Origin of the sequence: Humisphaera borealis, from assembly GCF_015169395.1 — a bacterium.
Classification (GTDB): domain Bacteria; phylum Planctomycetota; class Phycisphaerae; order Tepidisphaerales; family Tepidisphaeraceae; genus Humisphaera; species Humisphaera borealis.
Genome location: NZ_CP063458.1, coordinates 34,452 through 52,937 on the forward strand (window position 1 = coordinate 34,452; position 18,486 = coordinate 52,937).

Sequence of the window (18,486 nt, forward strand, 5' to 3'; positions counted from 1 at the left end):
CGTGTTTTCCCTCCGTGACCTCCATGTCCTCCGTGGGGAGCACCCTTCGGGGTGTGCATTCGACGGCCTTCGGAGCGTGTTCTAGGACGAAGCGAGCGGGCGTAAGTGGCACAGACGGAAGTTTTTACCACCGCCCGGCAACCATACTTGAGAGAACCAACGCGTGGCGCAAAGAACCGGACAGAACAAGTTCCTTGGAGTGGCGATCGGCGAGAAGTCGCTCGTCATCGCCGAGGCCTCGCGCAGCGGGAATGCCCCGGCTGGCTCATCGCCTCTGGGCGCGGCGACCGGCCGCGTGACGCAGGCCGCCACGTTCGTCTACCCAGCCGGCGTGACGCTCGATACCCCCGAACCGTTGGGCAGCGCGTTGGGTGCATTCCTCAAGGAACGCGGGTTTGCCGCCCGGCATGTGGTCGTCGGCGTGCCGGCCCGGTGGGTGCTCAGCAAGCCCAAGGAAGTCCCCCCGGCCGACCCTGACCTCATCGCCGAGGCATTGCGGCTTCAGGTCGAGGGTGAGTTCAGCCAGGAACTACAGAACCTCGTTTTCGATTACGCCGGTGAGATCAGCCCCACCGAGCCGCGCAATGTGCTGCTGGTCGCGATCCAGGACAAGTACCTGGAACAGATCAAGGCGATGACGTCAGCGGCGAAGCTGACACTGTCGGCGGTGACACCCGTGGGCTGTGTGCTCGGTGCTGCAGCCGGTACCGCCTCGGGGAAATCCCGGTCGGCGTTGGTCGTGTCGGTCGGCCCTGGTGGAATCGAACTGATCGCCCAGGACGGCGCATCGCCGCGGGCCCTGCGTCATCTGGGCGCGGCGGGCACGTCGGCGGGCATCCTCGCCGGCGAACTTCGTCGGGCGACCTTTGCCGCGGGCAAGATGGACGCCTCGGCGTCCGCCAACGGCAACGGCTCGGCCGTCAACGGCAAGGGCGTCAATGGCAATGGTCATCACGGCCCGGCGCTGGTCGTCTGGGACGACCTGACCCTCACCGATCCGTCCCGGCAGGCACTGGCCGATGCGGTCGGCGCTCGACTGGAAAGCGGCAATCTCGAAACACTGGGCGTGCCCGCCGGCCTGACCGGTGGCCCGCGCGACGCCGCCTCTCCCAGCCTTGCCGGCGCGGCGGCACTTGCCGTCGCCGCCGTCACCGAACAGGACAGCTCGGCGTCCGTCTGGCCGGCCGACTTCCTGCATTCGCGCCTGGCCGCCCCGAAAAAGGGGGGCATCAACCGCAAGACGGTGCTCATCGCCGCCGGCGTGTTCGTTGTTCTCCTGCTGGCCGTTGTCGCGTACCTCGATCTGCAGTCCAGCCAGAGTCGTCTCAGCGACCTCGAAGCCGAGCAGGTCGGACAGAAGGACCGCGTCAAGGCGGCCGAGGCGTTCGTCAAGCGTGTCGGATACGCCGAGAAATGGCACCAGGGCAAGCCGCGCTTCCTGACCTGTCTTTATGGCTTGTCTCAAGCGATTCCCGAAGACGGCAAGACCTATGTCACCAACATCACGCTGAAGGAAAACATGAAGGGCACGCTCACCGGCCGCACCGGCGGGTCGGAACGCGACGTAACCGCGATCGTGGACCGTATGCTTAAGACCAAGCTGTTCACCGGCGTGAAAGCGCCGCAGATCGACAAGCGCGATGTCGGCCGAGGCGGTGGAACGGAAATCGCGTTTACGATCGAGTTCGTGTGTGTGCCTTAGGGAGTAGTCAGTGGTCGGTAGTCAGTGGTCAGAAAAGCCAAGTCGTCGTCCCTGACCCAGATTACTGATTTCTGCCTACTGCCTGCTGACTGCTGACTACTGACTACTGACTACTGACTACTGACTACTCCGCCATCATGAACAACATGTCCCCCCGCGAACGTTCGCTTGCCCTGATCGTCCTCAGCGTGGTCGGTGTGGCCCTGCTTTATCAGTTCGTGATCGATCCCTACTTCCAGAAGCGTCGCGAACTGAAGGCGGCGATCGAACTGAAGGAAGACGAGCTGAACCGCAATCGCAAGCTATTCAATGACGAGAAACGCCTTAAGGCCGTGCTGACCAACCTGAACGCCGGCGGTTTGAAGACCGATGTCGCCGAGGCCCGCAGCCAGCTGCTCTACGCCATCAGCAGCTGGACGAAGGATTCGGGGGTGAACTTGTCGTCGCTCAAGGAGGGTCGCACCACCAGCGAAGGCAAATGGATCCAGATCAATACCCAGGCCAGCGGCACCGGCCCGCAGAAGGCGATCGCGAATCTGTTGTGGCGGGTGGAGACGGCGTCGATCCCGGTGCGCGTGACCGAAATGACCGTCAATTCCCGTCGCGAGGGGACCGACGACCTGCAGATCAACCTGGGCGTGTCAACGCTCTGTGCCAACCCCGACGGTGACAAGCCCGAGACGCCCGGTCGCCGACCCGTCGCCTCGATCTACGGAAGCAGCGTCGCAAGCGGGAGAGAGCCGTGATGAAACCGCAATCCATTCGCATCGTCCTGGTGGCCGCCGCTTCGCTCGCGCTGGGTAGTTGGCTGACCGGCGTGTTCGCGCAGCAGGAGCCGTCGGCCGCGCCCGCGGGTGCCGCCAAGCCCGCCACCCGCCCGGTGTTCGTGCCGCCACTGGCACCCGGGGCCGCTGCCAATCGCGGTGATCCGGGACCCGATCCGGTCGAGGACGAGGACGAGAAGCCAGCCCCCGAGACATCGGCGTCCACACCGGGTGCGCCGCCGGCAGCTGCCCCCGCATCCGGCGGATCGTCCGCTGCGCCGCCGGCAGGTCAGGTTGCGCCCACCACCCCGGCGACCGGGCCGGCCCATCCGTCAACCTCTCCTTCGACGTCTCCGTCGGCCGACCATGCGGCGGATACGACCGCCGCCGGCCCCGGCACTCAGCCGTCCACCTCGCCGACCGGCGTTGCCGAGGCACCGACCTCGCGTCCGAGCGGCAGCGGGTATTCCAAGTCGAGCAAGAGCCGGTTCGGCTCTTCCGGCCGCGATCGCGAAGCGGGCGGCGAACCGACAACCCGTCCGACGGCGTCGGATGTGGCGGCGGTGCCCGCGATGGCGTCCAAGCCGTTTGATAAAAAGTATGAGGTCCTGCTGGCCAGGAGCCTTTTCAGCAAGGAGCGCCCCAAGGCACCGTTCACCGGTCCGCCGCCGGGCCCCAGGGAAACGATCGTGGTGAAGCCGCCGGAACCGCCGGCCCCCGAAAAGAGCATGGCCGTTCGCGGCATGAGCATCGAAGGCGAAGGCGACGAGGACGACGCCTGCTACGCGTTCATCGAGGACCTTCCGCTCAAGACCATGAAGCGGGTGAAGAAGGGTGACAAGGTGGCGCGGGGCGTGGTGGTCGAGGTCACCCTGGCGGATCTGGTGTATGAGTTTGAAGGCAAGCGCACGCGGGTGCCGATCGGGCACACGCTCGACGGCGCGCCAGCCCCTGCGATCACCTGGAGCACCTACACGCCAGTGGCGACCGCGCCGCCGGCGGGATCACCGGGATCGTCCGGGTCTCGAGGCGGTGGCAATGATCCGCGTGGTGGAGACTCCCGCGGAGGCGATCCCCGTGGAGGCGATCCTCGTGGCGGTGACCGTGCCTCGTCCGGCGGCGGCTCGCCGCCACCGGCGGCCCCCGCGGTTGTCGCTACGCCGGGCACGCCGACAGCCACTCCGACACCAGCCGTTCCCGCCGCGACGGGCGGCACCGCACCCGCCACGCCAGCAGCGACTCCCGCGCCGGCGGGTGCGGCCGACGATCTTTTGGAACGAATGCGAAAGCGCCGCGAACAGGAAAGCGGACGCTGAGCGTGCGCGTCACCGGGCGGTCGCGGAGCGATCCGCACCAGCGCCGCGCGTGATCAATAGAGGCAGACTTTGTTTTCCCCGTGTCCTTCGCGGCCGCGTCTCGGACGCGTGTTCGGCGTGACGCGGCGGCGCATGACTCGGATTGTTTCATGCGGTGAGTTTATTTCGGGCGAAGAAGGGCAATCGGGTATGCGCACCAATTTGCGTTCGGCAGTCGTGGCGGGATTGAGCGGTCTGGCACTCATTGGTGGGACCTGGCTCCTGGCACAGCCCGCGCCCACGCCGCCGGCGACTGGTCCTTCGGTCAATGCCTCCACCAGGCCGGCGACGCAGATCGCGATGAAGTTCGAGAACGCGCCGATCGACACGGTGCTGAACTACGTCGCCGAGACCACCGGCTACACGATCCTCAAGGAAACGCCCGGCGCGATCGAAGGCCGCATCTCCATCAACAGCCCCAAGCCCGTGACGCCCGCCGAGGCGGTCACGCTGCTCAATGCCGTCCTGCGGACCCAGGGCTTTGCCGCCATCCAGCAGGACCGGCTGCTGAAGATCGTCACCCGCGACAAGGCCAAGAAGCTGACCGACGTCTTCTTCGGGTCCGATCCGGCGCTGATCCCCGACACCGACGAACTGATCACCCAGGTCATTCCGCTCCGCAGCGTCGAGGCGACGCGGCTGCGGCAGGACCTGGCGTCGATGATCCCGATCGACGCCGACGTCGCCGCCAACGCCGGCAGCAACGCGATCATTATCACCGACGTGTCCAGCAACATTAAGCGGGTGGTGAAGATCGTCCACGAACTCGACAAAGACGCCGGCACGAGCGATCTGAAGACCTTTAAACTGACGAACGCCAGCGCCAGCCAGGTGGCGACGCTCCTGTTGTCGATCTTCAAGACGACGGCCACCAGCAGCAGTTCTTCTCGAGGCAGCAGCGGCGGGTTCGGGCCGCCGGGATTCAGTTTCGGCGGCGGCGACCCGCGCAGCGATCGGGACCGTGGCGGTGGTGGCGGCAGCAGTGGCAGCGGCGCGGTCGACCGCGCGCTCAAGGAAGGCCGCATCAACGCAGTCGCCGACGACCGCACCAACACACTCATCGTCAGCGGTCCGCCCGACACGCTGAAGCTGATGGAAGGCATTATCGAGAAGCTCGACAAGAGTACCGACATTTCGCTGGGCCTGGAGACCTTCAATCTCACCTACGCCGATTCGACCAGTGCCGCAAAGCTGATTAACTCGGTGTTCGCGGTAGGTCAGAGCACGTCGGGCAGCTCCTCGTCCCGCAGCAGCGACGGCAGCAGCGACCGTAGTGATCGTGGCAGTCCCCGGCCCGATCCGTCGGCGGCGGCATCGGCCGGCATCTCGGGCGTCGATGCCGCACTCCGCGGCGGCAAGGTGAATGCCGTCGCCGACGAACGCACGAACTCCATCATCGTCACCGCGCCGCCCGAGGCGCTTCCGCTGATCAAGAAGATGGTCTCCGACCTCGACAAGAACCCCATCAGCGAGCAGTCGTTCTTCATCTACCCACTGCGCAACGGACAGGCGCTTCAGCTCGAGTACGTGCTGAACGTGCTCTTCGGCAACAGCACCAGCGGCGGAACGGCCAACCGTACCAGCGCCTCCAGCCGCACCGGTGCGAACAGCCGGACCGGTGGCAGTGGTACCAGCGGCATCGGCGGTTCGGGAGGCATCGGTGGAACCGGGTCCACGAGCCGTGCCGGCGGCACCGGCAGCGGTTCCAGCCGTGGCACAACCAGCTTCGGCGGCACCTCCGGCTTCGGGGGTACCAACGGTCAGTTCGGCGGTGCCGGCGGGCAGCTCTCAGGCCAGAACCAGCGCGTCGCCAGTGACCTCACCGGCCAGGTGCTGGTCGTCGCCGACGAAGACACCAACTCGCTGCTGGTCACCGTCGCCACCCGCTATGCCGACCCCGTCAAGCAGATCATCGCGGAACTCGACCGCCCTCGCCCCCAGGTGCTGATCAAGGTTCTCGTCGCGGAAGTAACGCACGACGACTCGGTCGATTTCGGCGTCGATTTCTCGATCATTAACCGCCGGGCCAACGGCCAGGGGATTACCGTCGGAAGCGCCTTCGGCAACGCAACAGCCACCACCGGCCTGGTCGTCAGCCTGCTGGAAGACAAACTGAACATGACGCTGCACGCGCTGGCCACGAACGGCAAGCTCGACGTGCTGTCGCGTCCGTACATCCTGGCGAGCGACAACCAGCTCGCGAGCATCACCGTCGGCAACGAAGTGCCGTTCATCACCAACACCCGCATCACCGACACCGGCCAGACGATCAACACGATCCAGTACCAGGACGTCGGCATCATTCTGAACGTGCTGCCGCACATTAATCCGGACGGCCTGGTCATCATGGACGTGGTCCCCGAGATCAGCCAGCTCACCGGCACTACGGTGCCGATCAGCGACAACGTCAGCGCCCCGGTCATCGCCAAGCGATCGGCCGAGAGCCGTGTGGGCGTGCGGACGGGGCAGACCATTGTCATCGGCGGTCTGATGGAAGACCGAAAGACGAGCACCATCAACAAGATTCCGCTTCTGGGTGACATCCCGGTCATCGGGCCGGCGGTGTTCTCGCGGACGCAGGTCACCAAGAGCAAGACCGAACTGCTCATCTTCCTGACGCCGCACGTCGCCCAGCAGCCCGATCTGCTGGAGAGCGCGACCGAGCAGGAGAAGAAGACGCTGAAGCTGACGCCCAAGAGCGTGGCCCCCGGCAAGTTCGACGAACATCTGGACGGCATGCGGACCGGCGAGATGCCCTCGAGCCAGCCGGCCAACGCGAAGGAGCCGAGCAAGAACATCCCGATTCCGCCGCGGGTCCCGAGCCAGAGCCCGTCGAACCCGGGAATGCAGCAGCAGGTTCCGCAGGTGCCGTCGTTCCAGCCCGGCAGCTACGGCCCGCCGGCACCGACGGCCCCCGGCGGCCAGGCGGCGGCGGGGTGAGGAGAGCTAGGAAGCGGTCGTGCGCGAGTTTGGCCAAGACACGGGTCTCCGGAGTACCGGCGACCCGTGGCACCACTGTGGGTATTTGGTGTTCGATGTCTTTTCGGCTTGGACGGCAGGTCGCCGGAGTACCTCGGGATGACAGCGATTGCGCGGTCAGCTAAGAAGTTTGGGCGCTAGTCGACTTGCCAACCCTGGGCTCGCGGGCAAGACTCACCGCCGTGAACCGCCTCATGACCAACCGCGTCTGCCTCATCGTCTTCATCCTTGCCTGCGGCTCCGGCTGCGTACAGGAGCCCGCCAAGCCCGCCGGCGGCAGGGTCGTGCGAACTGACGGCCCGACCCCGAGTGGCATCGAATTGCCGCCGGGCAACACGCCTCCCAATGCTGTCGATGCGACCGACCCTGTCGCCTCGCAACTGCACGACCTCAGCGGCTTGTTCCTGGAGTATTACCTGATCAACAAGCGGCTGCCGGCGAAGCTGGACGACCTCAAACCGCTGGCAGACTCCGGACAGCCCACCGACTTTGCCGACCCCAAGACCAAGCAACCGTTCGTTTATCTTCCCCATGCCGTTCGCATGACCGCCGGCGACACCAAGTTGGTCGTCTACGCCCCCAACCCCAATAGCAGGGGTCAGTATCAAGGCGTCCTGATGCGGCTGGCCCGCGGCAGCCAGGTGACGGCGACCTGGGTCGTCAGCCTGTCCGACATCGAATTGCAGGGGCAGATCGCCGGCATGGCACCGGCTAGCCCACCGAAGTAGAAAAGGGCTGACCCCGATTAGCGGTCGCACCGCAGGTGCACGGCTGTCCGGCCGCAAAGAGGTGCACCTGCGGTGCGACCGCTCATCGAGGCGAACCGATTCCTCTCGAACACCTACGACTTTCCGGGGTAACAGGGATAGCATTCGCGTCGATCGTTTCGCCCACAGCGATCTGTCCAACTCATGCGTCATCTGAGTTTTATTCTCGCTGTTCTGTTCGCCAGCTCATGTGTCTGTGCGGCCGCCGCCGACGTCGTCCCCGAGAACGTCTCGTTCAACAACGATGTGATGGCGGTCATCTCCAAGGCCGGCTGCAACATGGGCGCCTGCCACGGGAACAAAAGCGGCAAGGGTGGCTTCAAGCTTTCGCTCCGAAGTGAAGATCCGATCTACGATTACAACGCGCTGACGCGCGACGTCTTTGCCCGCCGAATCGACCCCCTCGACCCGGACCGCAGCCTGATCTTGCTCAAGGCGACCGGCGCGATCGCCCACGAAGGCGGCAAACGCTTTGCCGCCGGCGACATCGAATACCAGATCCTTCGGAAGTGGATCGATGCCGGCGCGTCCCGCAGCGGAAAGGCCGAGCCGAAGCTGGTGAAGCTCGATGTCACCCCGACCAGCCGCGTGCTGATCGACCCCGAACAAACCGTGCAGATCAAGGCGATCGCGCACTACTCCGACGGCAGCCAGCGGGATGTCTCCCGGCTGGCGTGCTACGAGCAGTCTCAGCAGGTCGCCGAGCTTGGCATCGACGGCACCATCACCCGCAAACCGCAGTCGGGCGGAACGTTGGGCGAGACGACCGTCATTGTGCGATACCTGCACCTGCAGCAGGCGGTGGCACTGGCGTTCGTGCCGGCCCGGCCGACGTTCGCCTGGAGCGGCCCGCCGACGAATAACGTCATCGACGAGCAGGTGTTCGCGAAGCTTCAAACGCTGCGCACCAACCCGTCTGAATTGGCCGGTGACGATGTCTTTATCCGCCGGGCTTATCTCGACCTGCTCGGCATGCTCCCGACCGCCGATGAGGTGAAGGCGTTCGTCGCCGACGGTTCCGCCGACAAGCGAACGAAGCTGATCGAGACGCTGCTCAAGCGGCCGGAGTACGCCGACTTCTGGGCGCTCAAATGGGCCGATGCCCTGCGCGTCGAAGAGCGATCGCTTGATACGACAGGCGTGAAGGCGTTCCACGGCTGGATCCGCCAGGCCGTCGCCGACAACATGCCGCTCGACCAGTTCGTGCGGAATCTCGTCACCAGCACCGGCAGCACTTACCAAAACGCGCCGGCGAACTACTACCGCGCCCTGCGCAATCCCGTCGCCCGCGGCGAGGCGGCGGCCCAGGTCTTCCTCGGCACCCGCCTGAACTGCGCCCAGTGCCACAACCACCCGTTCGACCGCTGGACCCAGGACGACTACTACGGCTGGGCCGATGTCTTCAGCCGCCTGGACTACAAGATCATCGAGAACAAACGCCGCGATAAGAACGACATGCACGAGTTCATCGGCGAGCAGATCGTGCTGGTCACGGAGACCGGCAGCGTGAACGACCCGCGCACCGACAAGCCTGTGAACTCTCCGCGCCTTCTGGGCGCTGCCCAGCCGCTTGCGGTTAAGCAGGACCGGCTGCAGTCGCTGGGAGACTGGCTGACGCGCGACAACCGCCTCTTCGCCAAAGCGCAGGTCAATCGCATCTGGGCCCACCTGATGGGCAGGGGCCTGGTCGATCCGGTCGATGACTTTCGCGCCACCAATCCGGCAAGCCATCCGGCGCTGCTCGAACAGCTTGCCGACGAGTTCGTCGCCAGCGGCTATGACGTCAAGACGATGATCCGGCTGATCACCGCGTCGCGAACCTATCAGCTGTCGAGCGACACGAATGAGACGAACGCCGACGACGAGGTGAACTACTCGCACGTCGTCCCACGCCGAATGACGGCTGAGCAGATGGCCGATGCGCTGCACCAGGTGGCAGGTGTCGCGTCGCAGTTCAGCGGGTACGACAAAGGCACCCGCGCGGCGCAGATTGCCGGCGTGCCCAAGCAGCGTCGCGGCGGCGAGGCCGCAACGACCGCCGACCAGTTCCTGATCAGCTTCGGCCGCCCGCCACGCGAACTGGCGTGCGACTGCGAACGCAGCAACGAGACGGCCCTGAACCACACGTTCCAGCTCGTCAGCGGTCCGCTGGTGGCCGACCTGATCAGCCGTCAGGGAAACCGCATCGATCAGATGATCGCCGCGAAGAAGCCGGTCGAGCAGATGGTGGACGAGCTCTACATGACCGCGCTCGGCCGCCCTGCGACGACGGACGAGCGAACCGGGATGGCCGAGCATGTGAAGCGATCGAAGGAACAGCGGAAGGGTTTGGAAGACGTGATGTGGGCGCTGGTGAACGCGAAAGAGTTTGTGTTGAGGAAGTGATTTGTCCCCTCTCCCCTGTACTCGGGGGAGAGGGTCAGGGTGAGGGGCCGAACGTACGGCGTCATGACTCGCCGAAGAGAGCCCCGCGGCTTTGTCGAGGGATTATCGCCTCGAACGCGGAAAGGTCTCCGCGCAGATGGCGCTGCCCGACGTTCGGCCCCTCACCCCATCCCTCTCCCCCGAGTACAGGGGAGAGGGGGAAAGACCGACGATGTCAAAGCGAACCCAATCCTCCGCCTGCGCCAGCTTTCACGCTTCCCAGTATTCGCGCCGCGCGATGCTCCGCGTCGGCGGCATGGGAATGCTCGGCCTGACGCTGCCGAAGATCATCCAGGCGGCGACGGCGGGTGCTTCGGGTGGCGGTGCGTCTTCACCGGGCAAGCTCAAACCTTTCACCCCGCTGACGCCCATCACGCCCCGCGCCAAGTCGGTCATCTTCCTCTACCAGTTCGGCGGGCCGTCGCACCTGGACATGTTCGACATGAAGCCCGACGCCCCCGAGGCGATCCGCGGGCCTTACAAGCCGATCAAGTCGGCCGCCGACGGGATCCTGGTGTCCGAGAAGCTGCCGCGCACCGCAAAGATCATGGACAAGGTCACGCTCATTCGGAGCATGACCCACACCATGAAGAACCACAACTCGGCGTCGTACTACGCCCTGACCGGCCACGCGCCGCCGGTGGATGACATCCGCCTGAAGGATACGCCGGATCTTTTCCCGTCGTACGGCTCGGTCGTCGATGCGCTGGCGCCCAGCGCCGGCGACATGCCGACGTCGATCGCGTATCCGTACTACATCCGGGACGGCTCGATCACGCCGGGGCAGCGGGCGAGCTTTCTGGGCAAGGTGCACGACCCGTTCTTTTTCACGCAGGACCCGGCCGGCGAGCACTTCAAACTGCCGGAACTGAGCCTGCCGGCGGGCGTGGATATCGGCCGGCTCGAAGAGCGGCGCGAGTTGCAGAAGCTGGTCGATCGCCAGAGCCGGCTGATGGATAACCCGTCGGCCGCCGGCATCGACGCGTATTACGACCGCGTGATCTCGATGCTGAACAGCCCGCGGCTGCGGAAGGCGTTTGACCTGTCGGCCGAGCCGGCGGCGATCCGCGACGCCTACGGCCGCCACACCTACGGACAAAGCTGCCTGCTCGCCCGGCGGCTGGTCGAAGCGGGGGCAAAGTTCGTCACGGTCTACTTCTCCGACGGCATCGGCGGTCAGAGCACGACCGCCGGCGGCTGGGACACTCACGGGTTCAACGACACCCGCATGTTCCCGATCGTCGAGAAACGCCATCTGCCGATCACCGAGGAAACGCTGCCGACGCTGCTGACCGATCTCGACAACCGCGGCCTGCTCGACGAGACGCTGGTCGTCTGGATGGGCGAGTTCGGCCGCACACCCAAGATCAACGCCAACATCAGCCGCGACCACTGGCCGCAGTGCTACACCACACTGCTCGCCGGCGGCGGCGTGAAGCGCGGCTACGTTCACGGCGCGAGCGACAAGAACGGCATGTTCCCCGCCGACGCCCCGGTCAAACCCGACGATCTTGCCGCGACGATGTACTACCTGCTCGGCATCGACCCCTTCGCCGAGGTGAGAGATCTGGGCAACCGGCCGATCCATATCAGCAGCGGCAAGCCGGTTATGGGCGTGATTTCGTAGGGTCCGCCTTGGCGGACGCGATGGCAGCAGACGGGAAAGACGCGTCCGCCAAGGCGGACCCTACGTCCGTCGCGCCAGCAGCTTTACCAGCGCCTTGTCGTACGCCTCTTCCACGAACAAATCGTGATACTCCACGTCCGTATCGGCGCACACCCGCCTGATCTTCGTCAGGTATTCGCCGATCTGCTGCTTGTAGTTCTCCCGCACGTCGGCGGGATTGATCTGCAGGCGTTCCTTGGTTTCCAGGTCTTCCAGCGTGACCATGCGGTCGTAGGGCAGGTCCAGTTCGGCGCGGTCGAGCAAGTGGATCACCATCGCCTGGTGCTTGCGGTGGCGCAGGTGCTGGAGCGCTTTGATGAACTCGTCCGGCTCGGTCCAGAGGTCGCTGATCAGAATCACCAGCGTGCGGCGGGGAAGGCGTTCGGAAAGGGCATGAAGCTGTTTCGATAGCTCGGTGCCGACGCCGGGCTTGATCGCTTCGAGGGCTTTGAAGAGCCGATCGAGGTGCGCCGCCGACGATCCCGGCGGCAGCTCGGCGGTGACCGACTCATCGACCGCGACCAGCCCGGCCAGGTCCTGCTGCTTCGACAGCAGATACGCCAGGCACGCCGCCAGGTGGCGGGCGTAGTCGATCTTTGTCGGCGTGCCGAACGTCATCGACGCGCTCGTGTCGATGACGATCGTGGCGCGAAGGTTGGTCTCCTGCTCGAAGAGCTTGATGTAATACCGATCGGCCCGCCCGTAGGCCCGCCAATCCATGTGCCGCACGTCGTCGCCGGCGACGTACTCACGGTGCTCGGAGAACTCGACGCTGAACCCCTTGTGCGGCGATTTGTGCTGCCCGATGAAAAGCCCCTCAACCACCTGCCGAGCCGACAACTCCAGCCCGCTCATCCGAGCCGCGTCGGCGGGGGCGAAGTATTGGTACTTGGGGATGGGCATTCGTCAGGCGGAACGAATGAAGAATGAAGAACCAAGAATGAAGAACGGGGAACTGAATAGATACGACCGCTCACTGTTCTTCATGCTTTGTTCTTCATTCTCCATTCGAGGGTCTGCGTGGTGATCACTCATCTTCCGGCGACGGCTCTTCCACCGACGACTTGACCTGTGAGATTACGCCTTTGCTTTCCAGCACCTTCGCCCGGATCTCTTCGCAGAGGTCCTTGTTCTGGTTCAGGAAGTTCTTGGAGTTCTCGCGGCCCTGGCCGAGGCGTGTCGGGCCGTAGTTGTACCAGGCACCGCTCTTCTCGACGACGTTGCTCAGCACCGCCAGGTCGATCAGGTCGCCTTCGTAGCTGATGCCGCGGTCGAACATGATGTCGAACTCGGCGTCGCGGAACGGCGGGGCGACCTTGTTCTTCACCACGCGGGCCCGCGTGCGGTTGCCGACAGCGATTTCACCTTCCTTGATGCTGCCGGTGCGGCGGACGTCGATGCGGATGGACGAATAGAACTTCAGGGCGCGGCCGCCGGGCGTGGTTTCGGGGTTGCCGAACATCACGCCGATCTTCTCGCGCAACTGGTTGATGAAGATGACCGTGCAGTTGCTCTTGCTGATGGCGCCGGTGAGTTTGCGCAGGGCCTGGCTCATCAGCCGGGCCTGCAGGCCGACGTGGCTGTCGCCCATTTCGCCTTCGATTTCAGCCCGCGGGATGAGGGCCGCGACCGAGTCGACAACGATGACATCCACCGCGTTGGACCGCACGAGCAGCTCGCAGATTTCCATCGCCTGTTCACCCGTGTCGGGCTGGCTGACGAGCAGGTCGTCGAGCTTCACGCCGAGCCGCTTGGCCCAGGAGGGGTCGAGCGCGTGCTCGGCGTCGATAAACGCCGCCACGCCGCCGGACTTCTGACAGCTGGCGATGATGTGCAGGGTGAGGGTCGTCTTACCGGATGATTCCGGGCCGAAGATCTCGACCACGCGCCCCTTGGGGATGCCGGTGCCGCCGAGCGCGATGTCGAGCGACAGCGAGCCGGTGGGGATGCCTTCGAGGACCTTGGGCTGGTCGTCCAGCTTCATGACGGCACCCTTGCCGAACTGCTTTTCGATCTGCTGAACGGCGCGGGAGAGCGCCGAGTCGCGGGCAGGGTCGCGCGGGATGCTGGTCGCGTCCTGGCCGTTGACCTTGTGGTTGGTGTCGTTGGAGGGACGGGAAGAACGGGACTCACGATCTGCAGTGGCCTTGGCCATGGCAGGATTCCTTTCGGTCGCCGGGTATGTTGGACAGCCGGCGAAAGGGCGACATTCGGGGCGTGTTGAATCGTTCGGGAGACCGCGTCTGACGCGGAAAACCGGAACACACGCCAGACGACATCGCCCGGCAGGTGGCTTGGGTGTGGCGGGCCAAAACAGCCCTGATCCACGTGCGGCGTAAGGGTTAAAAACCCACTCGCCGCGGCCGAACTCGACGGAAGCCACCCACCGTCCCTGTTCGGCCATTGTTTGTTCGGTTAGAGTACGGAAGAGGCTTGAGAAAATCAAGAAGCGAGATGCGATTTTTTTGCGGCTCGGTTGCTCTCTAATCGCTAACCATGTGCTAACCATGTCTTGTCGCGATCCTGGCCATCACCCCGTTCAGGAGCCGACGCGGACGTGAGTTGCGCATGACCTTCGCAATGCACTTGAGGAAATCGCCGGGTCTCGATAGGGTCGCATTCGCGCAGTAGGTCGAATCTCAGTCGAATCGCACACGTCCATTGGTAGACGTGATCGTCGGAACTATCTCCGGTCATGCAAGGGTATTCATATGACGTCTCGTTTCCGTTTGCTCGTCGCGGTGTCGGTTGTTTGTCTGTCGATCGGTTCGGCGTTCGACGATGGTCGTTGGTCGGCTGCCGCGGTCGCGGCGGATAAGCCCCCGGCTCCCGCGCCCGCCGAGGAAATCCCGGTGCTCGCGGTGACCGACGTTGCCGCCATCAAGGCCGCGGAGGGAAAGAAGGTCACCGTCGAAGGCACGGTTCAGACGGCCGCCTGGAGCAAGACCGGCAAAGTGCTGAACGTGACGTTCGCCGACGCCGGCGAGAACGGCTTTCTGGCCGCCGCCTTCTCGAAGTACAAGGAAGCGCTCGACGCCGCCTTCGAAGGGGACGTCGCCAAGGCGCTGACGGGCAAAAAGGTCAAGGTCACCGGCACGGTCAAGATGTTCAAGGACCGCCCGGAGATCATGATCGAGAAGCCGGAGCAGGTGGTGGTGGTCCCGGCGTCGTGATGTGTTCAGAAACTCATCGCCTGCTTGAACGCATGCCACCGATCGTCGATCGCCTCGCGGTTGATCGCCTGCAATCCGCCTAATGAAAAGTCGGCGATCGTGTGGCTCGCGACGACCGTGCCGAACGCCATGGCGCGTTTGATCGTCGCCGGGTTGAAGCTGCCCTGTGTTGCGAGGTAGCCCATCATGCCTCCGGCGAAGCTGTCGCCGGCGCCGGTGGGGTCGACGACCTTTTCTGCCGGGAAGGCCGGCAGCACGAACACGTCGCGGTCGCTGACCAGCATGCTGCCGTGCTCGCCTTTCTTGATGACGACAAACTTGGGGCCGAGCTTCAGCACGTCCTTGGCGGCTTCGATGAGGTTCTTCTTTTCCGTCAGCAGCCGGGCTTCGCCGTCGTTCAGCACCAGGCCATGAATCTTGCCGAGCAGCTTCACCAGCTCGTGCCGCTCGGTGGAGATCCAGAGGTTCATCGTGTCGGCGATCACGAGTCTGGGGTCCTTCATGCTCGCCAGCATCTGCTGCTGCAACGCCGGGTGGGTGTTGGCGAGGAAGACGTACTTGCTGTCGAGGAACTGCTCGGGAATCTTGGGGGCACGCTCGGCGAGCACGTTCAGGTCGACCTCGACCGTCACCGCCTCGTTCATGTTCTCGACGTAAGACCCGTGCCAGCGGAAGGTCTTGCTGCCCTTGCGGATTTCCAAGCCGCTGGTGTCGATGTCCCGGCCGTCGAAGACCTTCAGCAGGTCGCGCGGGCAGTCTTCGCCGACCGCGCCGATCAGGCGGACGTGGGTGAAGAACGAAGCCGCGTACGAGAAGTAGACGGCCGAGCCGCCGATGACGTCGTCGCGCTTGCCGAAGGGGGTTTCGACGGTATCAATTCCGAAAGAGCCGGTGACGAGTAGGGACATGGGGGAGAGGATTAATGGGGAAGACGCGAGGGGTCAAGGATTCGGGAAGAAGTTTGTCCACGAATGCACGCGAATGGTCACGAATGAAGACGCGGGAAGATCGCAAAGGCGGCGCAATCCGTGACACGGGCTTCCAGCCCGTGCGCGATGCGTTGTGATTAGAAAAGTGAGCGATTGCCGACTTCAACGTCGCCCGCACGGGCTGGAAGCCCGTGTCACTGACGCCGCTCTTCTTTTGCGTCGACGGGCCATTCGTTCAAACCGAGATGCTGCCGTTCCCAGCTCAGGGCGTCGCCTTCGATGAGGTTCTTCACGCCGAGCCGCCTCAGGATATAGAGGCACTGAGCCCTGTGGTGCATGCCGTGCGTGGCGAGATGGACAAGGCCTGCGCCCAGCGGCTTTCGATGGGGAGGATTGTCCAGGTAGTCGACGAAATCTGCATTTTCCCTGCCCTGTTCGGAGACGGCTCGGCCCAGCGACAGCAGTTCATCCGCGACGATATCCAGGCGGGCGAGCAGGCCTGCGACGCTGTCGGGTGACGGGGCGGTCGTCGCGGCGGCCCGCTGCGGACGGTCGCTCATCAGGTCAAACCAGCATTCCATGTTGCCAACGATGTGTGAAAACGTCCGTCGAAGCGTGCGGTGGCCGATATCGAACTCGCGATCCAAGTCCGCGTCGCTGAGGTTGGCGGACAGCGACAGCAGCGCCCGCGTGGTCCAGGCGTCGTGATGGAGCAGGCGTTCGAGGATTGTCATCGGGGTGCCCTCGTCCGGGGCGCGTCCTTCCCACGGACAGCTGTCCGTGGGCGTATTGCTTCCTCGCGGACGTAGTACCTCCGCGGCGCTGGGACGCTCAGCTCTGCCCGGGCAACTGCCGGATTTTCACGCGGGTTTCGGTGACGGTGTACATGCGACCGGGCGTGAGCCGCTTGTACCGCTCGAAGAGCCGATCGACGGCGTCGTCCTGTTCGATATCGCCGCCTGCAAGTTGCAGGAAGACCAGTGACCGGTCGAACTTCACCGGCGTCTGGAACGGCGCATCGGCCATCTCGGCGTCGGTGGTCAGGACGTCCACCTGCGCCTTGTGGCAGGCGGCGAAAAATTCGATCGGCAGGCCGTCCGGGGCGATCTTGGCCTCTTCGGCCGAGACGACCTTGTGACCGTGACGAAGCAGCGCTTCGGCGATGGCGGGGCTGGCGGTGGTTCCGTGGATGATGAAACGCATGGGGGTGAGGAGAAGAGAGAAGTCGGGAGTCGGGAGTCGGAAGCAAGGAGGGTTAGACCGAGAGGATTTCTATCCAACTCCTGACTTCCAGCTTCTGACTCCTGACTTCGAATCCGTTCACGGATTCAATTCCGCCGCCGCGCTCCACTTCCCCGCCAGCATCCAGCGGCGGCGGCGGTGGGGGTGGACGGTCAGTTGCAGGTGCTCGACCCTCCGGGGCCGAACGACGATCAGTTCAAAATTGGCCGGCGGCGGCGCGTCGGCGGGGGCTTCCAGCCGAAACGACTCCGGCGGATCGATCTTTCTCGCCCCCGGCGCCGGCCAGAAGAAGAGCGCCCGGGCGGCGGGGGACATCTGCTGCCAGATTTCCGGCCGCAGCGGGTCGGGCGGCGAGCCGCCGGTCACGCGGGCCGCACCCAGGATGCGGAACTGCTCCCGCAGCGTCGGCAGCCAGAAGACGACCTCCGCCTGCGGGCTGGCCTTGATCTGGTCGTTCTTCTCGCTTCGGCTGTCGGAGACGATCAGCACGTTGCCGTCGTCGCCCACCCGGCGGCAGACGACCGTTCGGGCGCGGGGCGCGCCGCTGCGATCGACGGTCGCCAGCGTCGCCAGTTGCGGCTTGTCCCCAAACTCACGGGACAACGCCGATTGAAGCTCACCGATCCATTCACTCATAAAGGCACGTCAGTTTTGCCGACCGGACTCAGGGCGCAAGGGGAGGTAGTATGCGGATCAGCGGGCGGAGGGCAAACGACTGCTTGAATGTGGAAGGTCGATAGTCGATGGTCGGAAAGACAGATTAATCGTCAGGCTTCGCCAGAATCGACAATCCACGATCTACATTCGACAATCGTCTCCCACTCCATGCCCGACCCCATTCCTCCCTATCTCGAACCCTACCGCAAGGCCGCCAAAACCTACGGCGACGGCTTCAAATCCCTGCTCTGGGCCAGTCCGCAGACGCAGGCGGTGCGGTTTGATGTGATCGCCGACATCGTCGATGTCCACGGCCGGCTCGTCTGCGATGTGGGCTGCGGGCGGGCGGATTTGCTGGATTTCCTGCATCGCAGGAAAATCCGTCCGTTGGATTACACCGGTATCGAGGCGGTGGAAGAGCTCGCTGCCGCCGCCGAGCGTAAGGCAGACAAAACGGTTCGCATCATCCGCGGGGATTTCATCGTCGAGCCGGTACGATTGTTCGTCGGGGCCGAGGTCGTCGTCTTCAGCGGCTCGCTCAATACGATCTCCGACTTCGGGTTCTACCAGTCGCTGCGGCGGGGTTTCGAAGCGACGGCCTGGGCGCTGGTTTTCAACTTCCTCTGCTCCACCGAACTGGCCGGTGCCGATCACCTATACTGGCGGACGAGGCGGGATGTCGAGCAGTTCGTGCGGACGCTCGGCGCGAAAGAAATTCGCGTGCGCGACGACTACCTTGACGGCGATTGCACGATCGCGGTCATGAAGGAAGACCCCGGGTGAACGCCAAAAGGCTTCCACCGCGTCTGTAGCACCGGCCAGAACCGA

The 18,486-nt window shown here is 64.5% G+C and carries 15 protein-coding genes; 9 read left to right on the top strand and 6 right to left on the bottom strand.

The features are described 5' to 3' along the window. The first annotated feature begins 163 nt into the window (after positions 1–163). The 7 genes from IPV69_RS00155 to IPV69_RS00185 all read left to right on the top strand — a co-directional run bounded on the left by IPV69_RS00155 (position 164) and on the right by IPV69_RS00185 (position 11,618). Positions 164–1,702, top strand: coding sequence for a hypothetical protein (locus tag IPV69_RS00155; protein ID WP_206292881.1), 1,539 nt, complete (start codon positions 164–166; stop codon positions 1,700–1,702). 137 nt (positions 1,703–1,839) lie between these two features. Then, the gene (locus IPV69_RS00160) at positions 1,840–2,448 is read left to right on the top strand and encodes a hypothetical protein (protein ID WP_206292882.1); all 609 of its coding nucleotides are present in this window, start codon (positions 1,840–1,842) and stop codon (positions 2,446–2,448) included. Then, the gene (locus tag IPV69_RS00165) at positions 2,448–3,782 is read left to right on the top strand and encodes a hypothetical protein (protein WP_206292883.1); all 1,335 of its coding nucleotides are present in this window, start codon (positions 2,448–2,450) and stop codon (positions 3,780–3,782) included. The genes IPV69_RS00160 and IPV69_RS00165 overlap by 1 nt, the downstream gene beginning before the upstream one ends. Before the next feature lie 189 nt (positions 3,783–3,971). Beyond that, a complete protein-coding gene (locus IPV69_RS00170) occupies positions 3,972–6,761 on the top strand; it encodes a secretin N-terminal domain-containing protein (protein ID WP_206292884.1) in 2,790 nt (929 codons plus the stop codon). 221 nt (positions 6,762–6,982) lie between these two features. After that, complete coding sequence (locus IPV69_RS00175; RefSeq protein WP_206292885.1) at positions 6,983–7,528, top strand: hypothetical protein; 546 nt, start codon at positions 6,983–6,985, stop codon at positions 7,526–7,528. 183 nt (positions 7,529–7,711) lie between these two features. Next, positions 7,712–9,952 carry a DUF1549 and DUF1553 domain-containing protein gene (locus tag IPV69_RS00180; protein ID WP_206292886.1) on the top strand — a complete coding sequence of 747 codons (2,241 nt, stop codon included), beginning with the start codon at positions 7,712–7,714 and terminating at the stop codon, positions 9,950–9,952. Between the two features lie 211 nt (positions 9,953–10,163). After that, positions 10,164–11,618: a DUF1501 domain-containing protein gene (locus IPV69_RS00185; RefSeq protein ID WP_206292887.1), complete on the top strand. Its 1,455-nt coding sequence runs from the start codon at positions 10,164–10,166 to the stop codon at positions 11,616–11,618. A 60-nt stretch (positions 11,619–11,678) separates the two neighbouring features. Here IPV69_RS00185 and IPV69_RS00190 read toward each other — a convergent pair whose 3' ends face one another. Both IPV69_RS00190 and recA read right to left on the bottom strand, forming a co-directional pair. Beyond that, the gene (locus IPV69_RS00190; RefSeq protein WP_206292888.1) at positions 11,679–12,560 is read right to left on the bottom strand and encodes a DUF58 domain-containing protein; all 882 of its coding nucleotides are present in this window, start codon (positions 12,558–12,560) and stop codon (positions 11,679–11,681) included. 124 nt (positions 12,561–12,684) lie between these two features. Beyond that, entirely contained in the window at positions 12,685–13,812 is a 1,128-nt protein-coding gene (gene recA / locus IPV69_RS00195; RefSeq protein WP_206292889.1) for a recombinase RecA, read from the bottom strand. 556 nt (positions 13,813–14,368) lie between these two features. Here recA and IPV69_RS00200 point away from each other — a divergent pair. Then, positions 14,369–14,830, top strand: coding sequence for an ATP-dependent DNA helicase RecG (locus IPV69_RS00200; protein WP_206292890.1), 462 nt, complete (start codon positions 14,369–14,371; stop codon positions 14,828–14,830). A 5-nt stretch (positions 14,831–14,835) separates the two neighbouring features. Here IPV69_RS00200 and IPV69_RS00205 read toward each other — a convergent pair whose 3' ends face one another. The 4 genes from IPV69_RS00205 to IPV69_RS00220 form a co-directional block, all read right to left on the bottom strand. Continuing rightward, the gene (locus tag IPV69_RS00205; protein ID WP_206292891.1) at positions 14,836–15,738 is read right to left on the bottom strand and encodes a PfkB family carbohydrate kinase; all 903 of its coding nucleotides are present in this window, start codon (positions 15,736–15,738) and stop codon (positions 14,836–14,838) included. Between the two features lie 215 nt (positions 15,739–15,953). Continuing rightward, positions 15,954–16,493 (bottom strand): DinB family protein, encoded by a 540-nt coding sequence (locus tag IPV69_RS00210; RefSeq protein WP_206292892.1) that lies wholly within the window; start codon positions 16,491–16,493, stop codon positions 15,954–15,956. Between the two features lie 97 nt (positions 16,494–16,590). Further along, positions 16,591–16,962: a hypothetical protein gene (locus tag IPV69_RS00215; protein ID WP_206292893.1), complete on the bottom strand. Its 372-nt coding sequence runs from the start codon at positions 16,960–16,962 to the stop codon at positions 16,591–16,593. A 117-nt stretch (positions 16,963–17,079) separates the two neighbouring features. Continuing rightward, the gene (locus IPV69_RS00220) at positions 17,080–17,637 is read right to left on the bottom strand and encodes a pyridoxamine 5'-phosphate oxidase family protein (protein ID WP_206292894.1); all 558 of its coding nucleotides are present in this window, start codon (positions 17,635–17,637) and stop codon (positions 17,080–17,082) included. A gap of 189 nt (positions 17,638–17,826) precedes the next feature. Between IPV69_RS00220 and IPV69_RS00225 the strand changes: the two genes are divergently transcribed. Then, positions 17,827–18,441, top strand: coding sequence for a hypothetical protein (locus tag IPV69_RS00225; RefSeq protein WP_206292895.1), 615 nt, complete (start codon positions 17,827–17,829; stop codon positions 18,439–18,441). The last annotated feature ends 45 nt before the right edge of the window (positions 18,442–18,486 follow it).

Excerpts from the sequence above, each read along its gene's own strand:
- IPV69_RS00160 (WP_206292882.1), top strand. The coding sequence starts at position 1,840 with ATGAACAACATGTCCCCCCGCGAACGTTCGCTTGCCCTGATCGTCCTC.
- IPV69_RS00165 (WP_206292883.1), top strand. The coding sequence starts at position 2,448 with ATGAAACCGCAATCCATTCGCATCGTCCTGGTGGCCGCCGCTTCGCTC.
- IPV69_RS00170 (WP_206292884.1), top strand. The coding sequence starts at position 3,972 with ATGCGCACCAATTTGCGTTCGGCAGTCGTGGCGGGATTGAGCGGTCTG.
- IPV69_RS00180 (WP_206292886.1), top strand. The coding sequence starts at position 7,712 with ATGCGTCATCTGAGTTTTATTCTCGCTGTTCTGTTCGCCAGCTCATGT.
- IPV69_RS00185 (WP_206292887.1), top strand. The coding sequence starts at position 10,164 with ATGTCAAAGCGAACCCAATCCTCCGCCTGCGCCAGCTTTCACGCTTCC.
- IPV69_RS00190 (WP_206292888.1), bottom strand. The coding sequence starts at position 12,560 with ATGCCCATCCCCAAGTACCAATACTTCGCCCCCGCCGACGCGGCTCGG.
- recA (WP_206292889.1), bottom strand. The coding sequence starts at position 13,812 with ATGGCCAAGGCCACTGCAGATCGTGAGTCCCGTTCTTCCCGTCCCTCC.
- IPV69_RS00200 (WP_206292890.1), top strand. The coding sequence starts at position 14,369 with ATGACGTCTCGTTTCCGTTTGCTCGTCGCGGTGTCGGTTGTTTGTCTG.
- IPV69_RS00205 (WP_206292891.1), bottom strand. The coding sequence starts at position 15,738 with ATGTCCCTACTCGTCACCGGCTCTTTCGGAATTGATACCGTCGAAACC.
- IPV69_RS00210 (WP_206292892.1), bottom strand. The coding sequence starts at position 16,493 with ATGACAATCCTCGAACGCCTGCTCCATCACGACGCCTGGACCACGCGG.
- IPV69_RS00215 (WP_206292893.1), bottom strand. The coding sequence starts at position 16,962 with ATGCGTTTCATCATCCACGGAACCACCGCCAGCCCCGCCATCGCCGAA.
- IPV69_RS00220 (WP_206292894.1), bottom strand. The coding sequence starts at position 17,637 with ATGAGTGAATGGATCGGTGAGCTTCAATCGGCGTTGTCCCGTGAGTTT.
- IPV69_RS00225 (WP_206292895.1), top strand. The coding sequence starts at position 17,827 with ATGCCCGACCCCATTCCTCCCTATCTCGAACCCTACCGCAAGGCCGCC.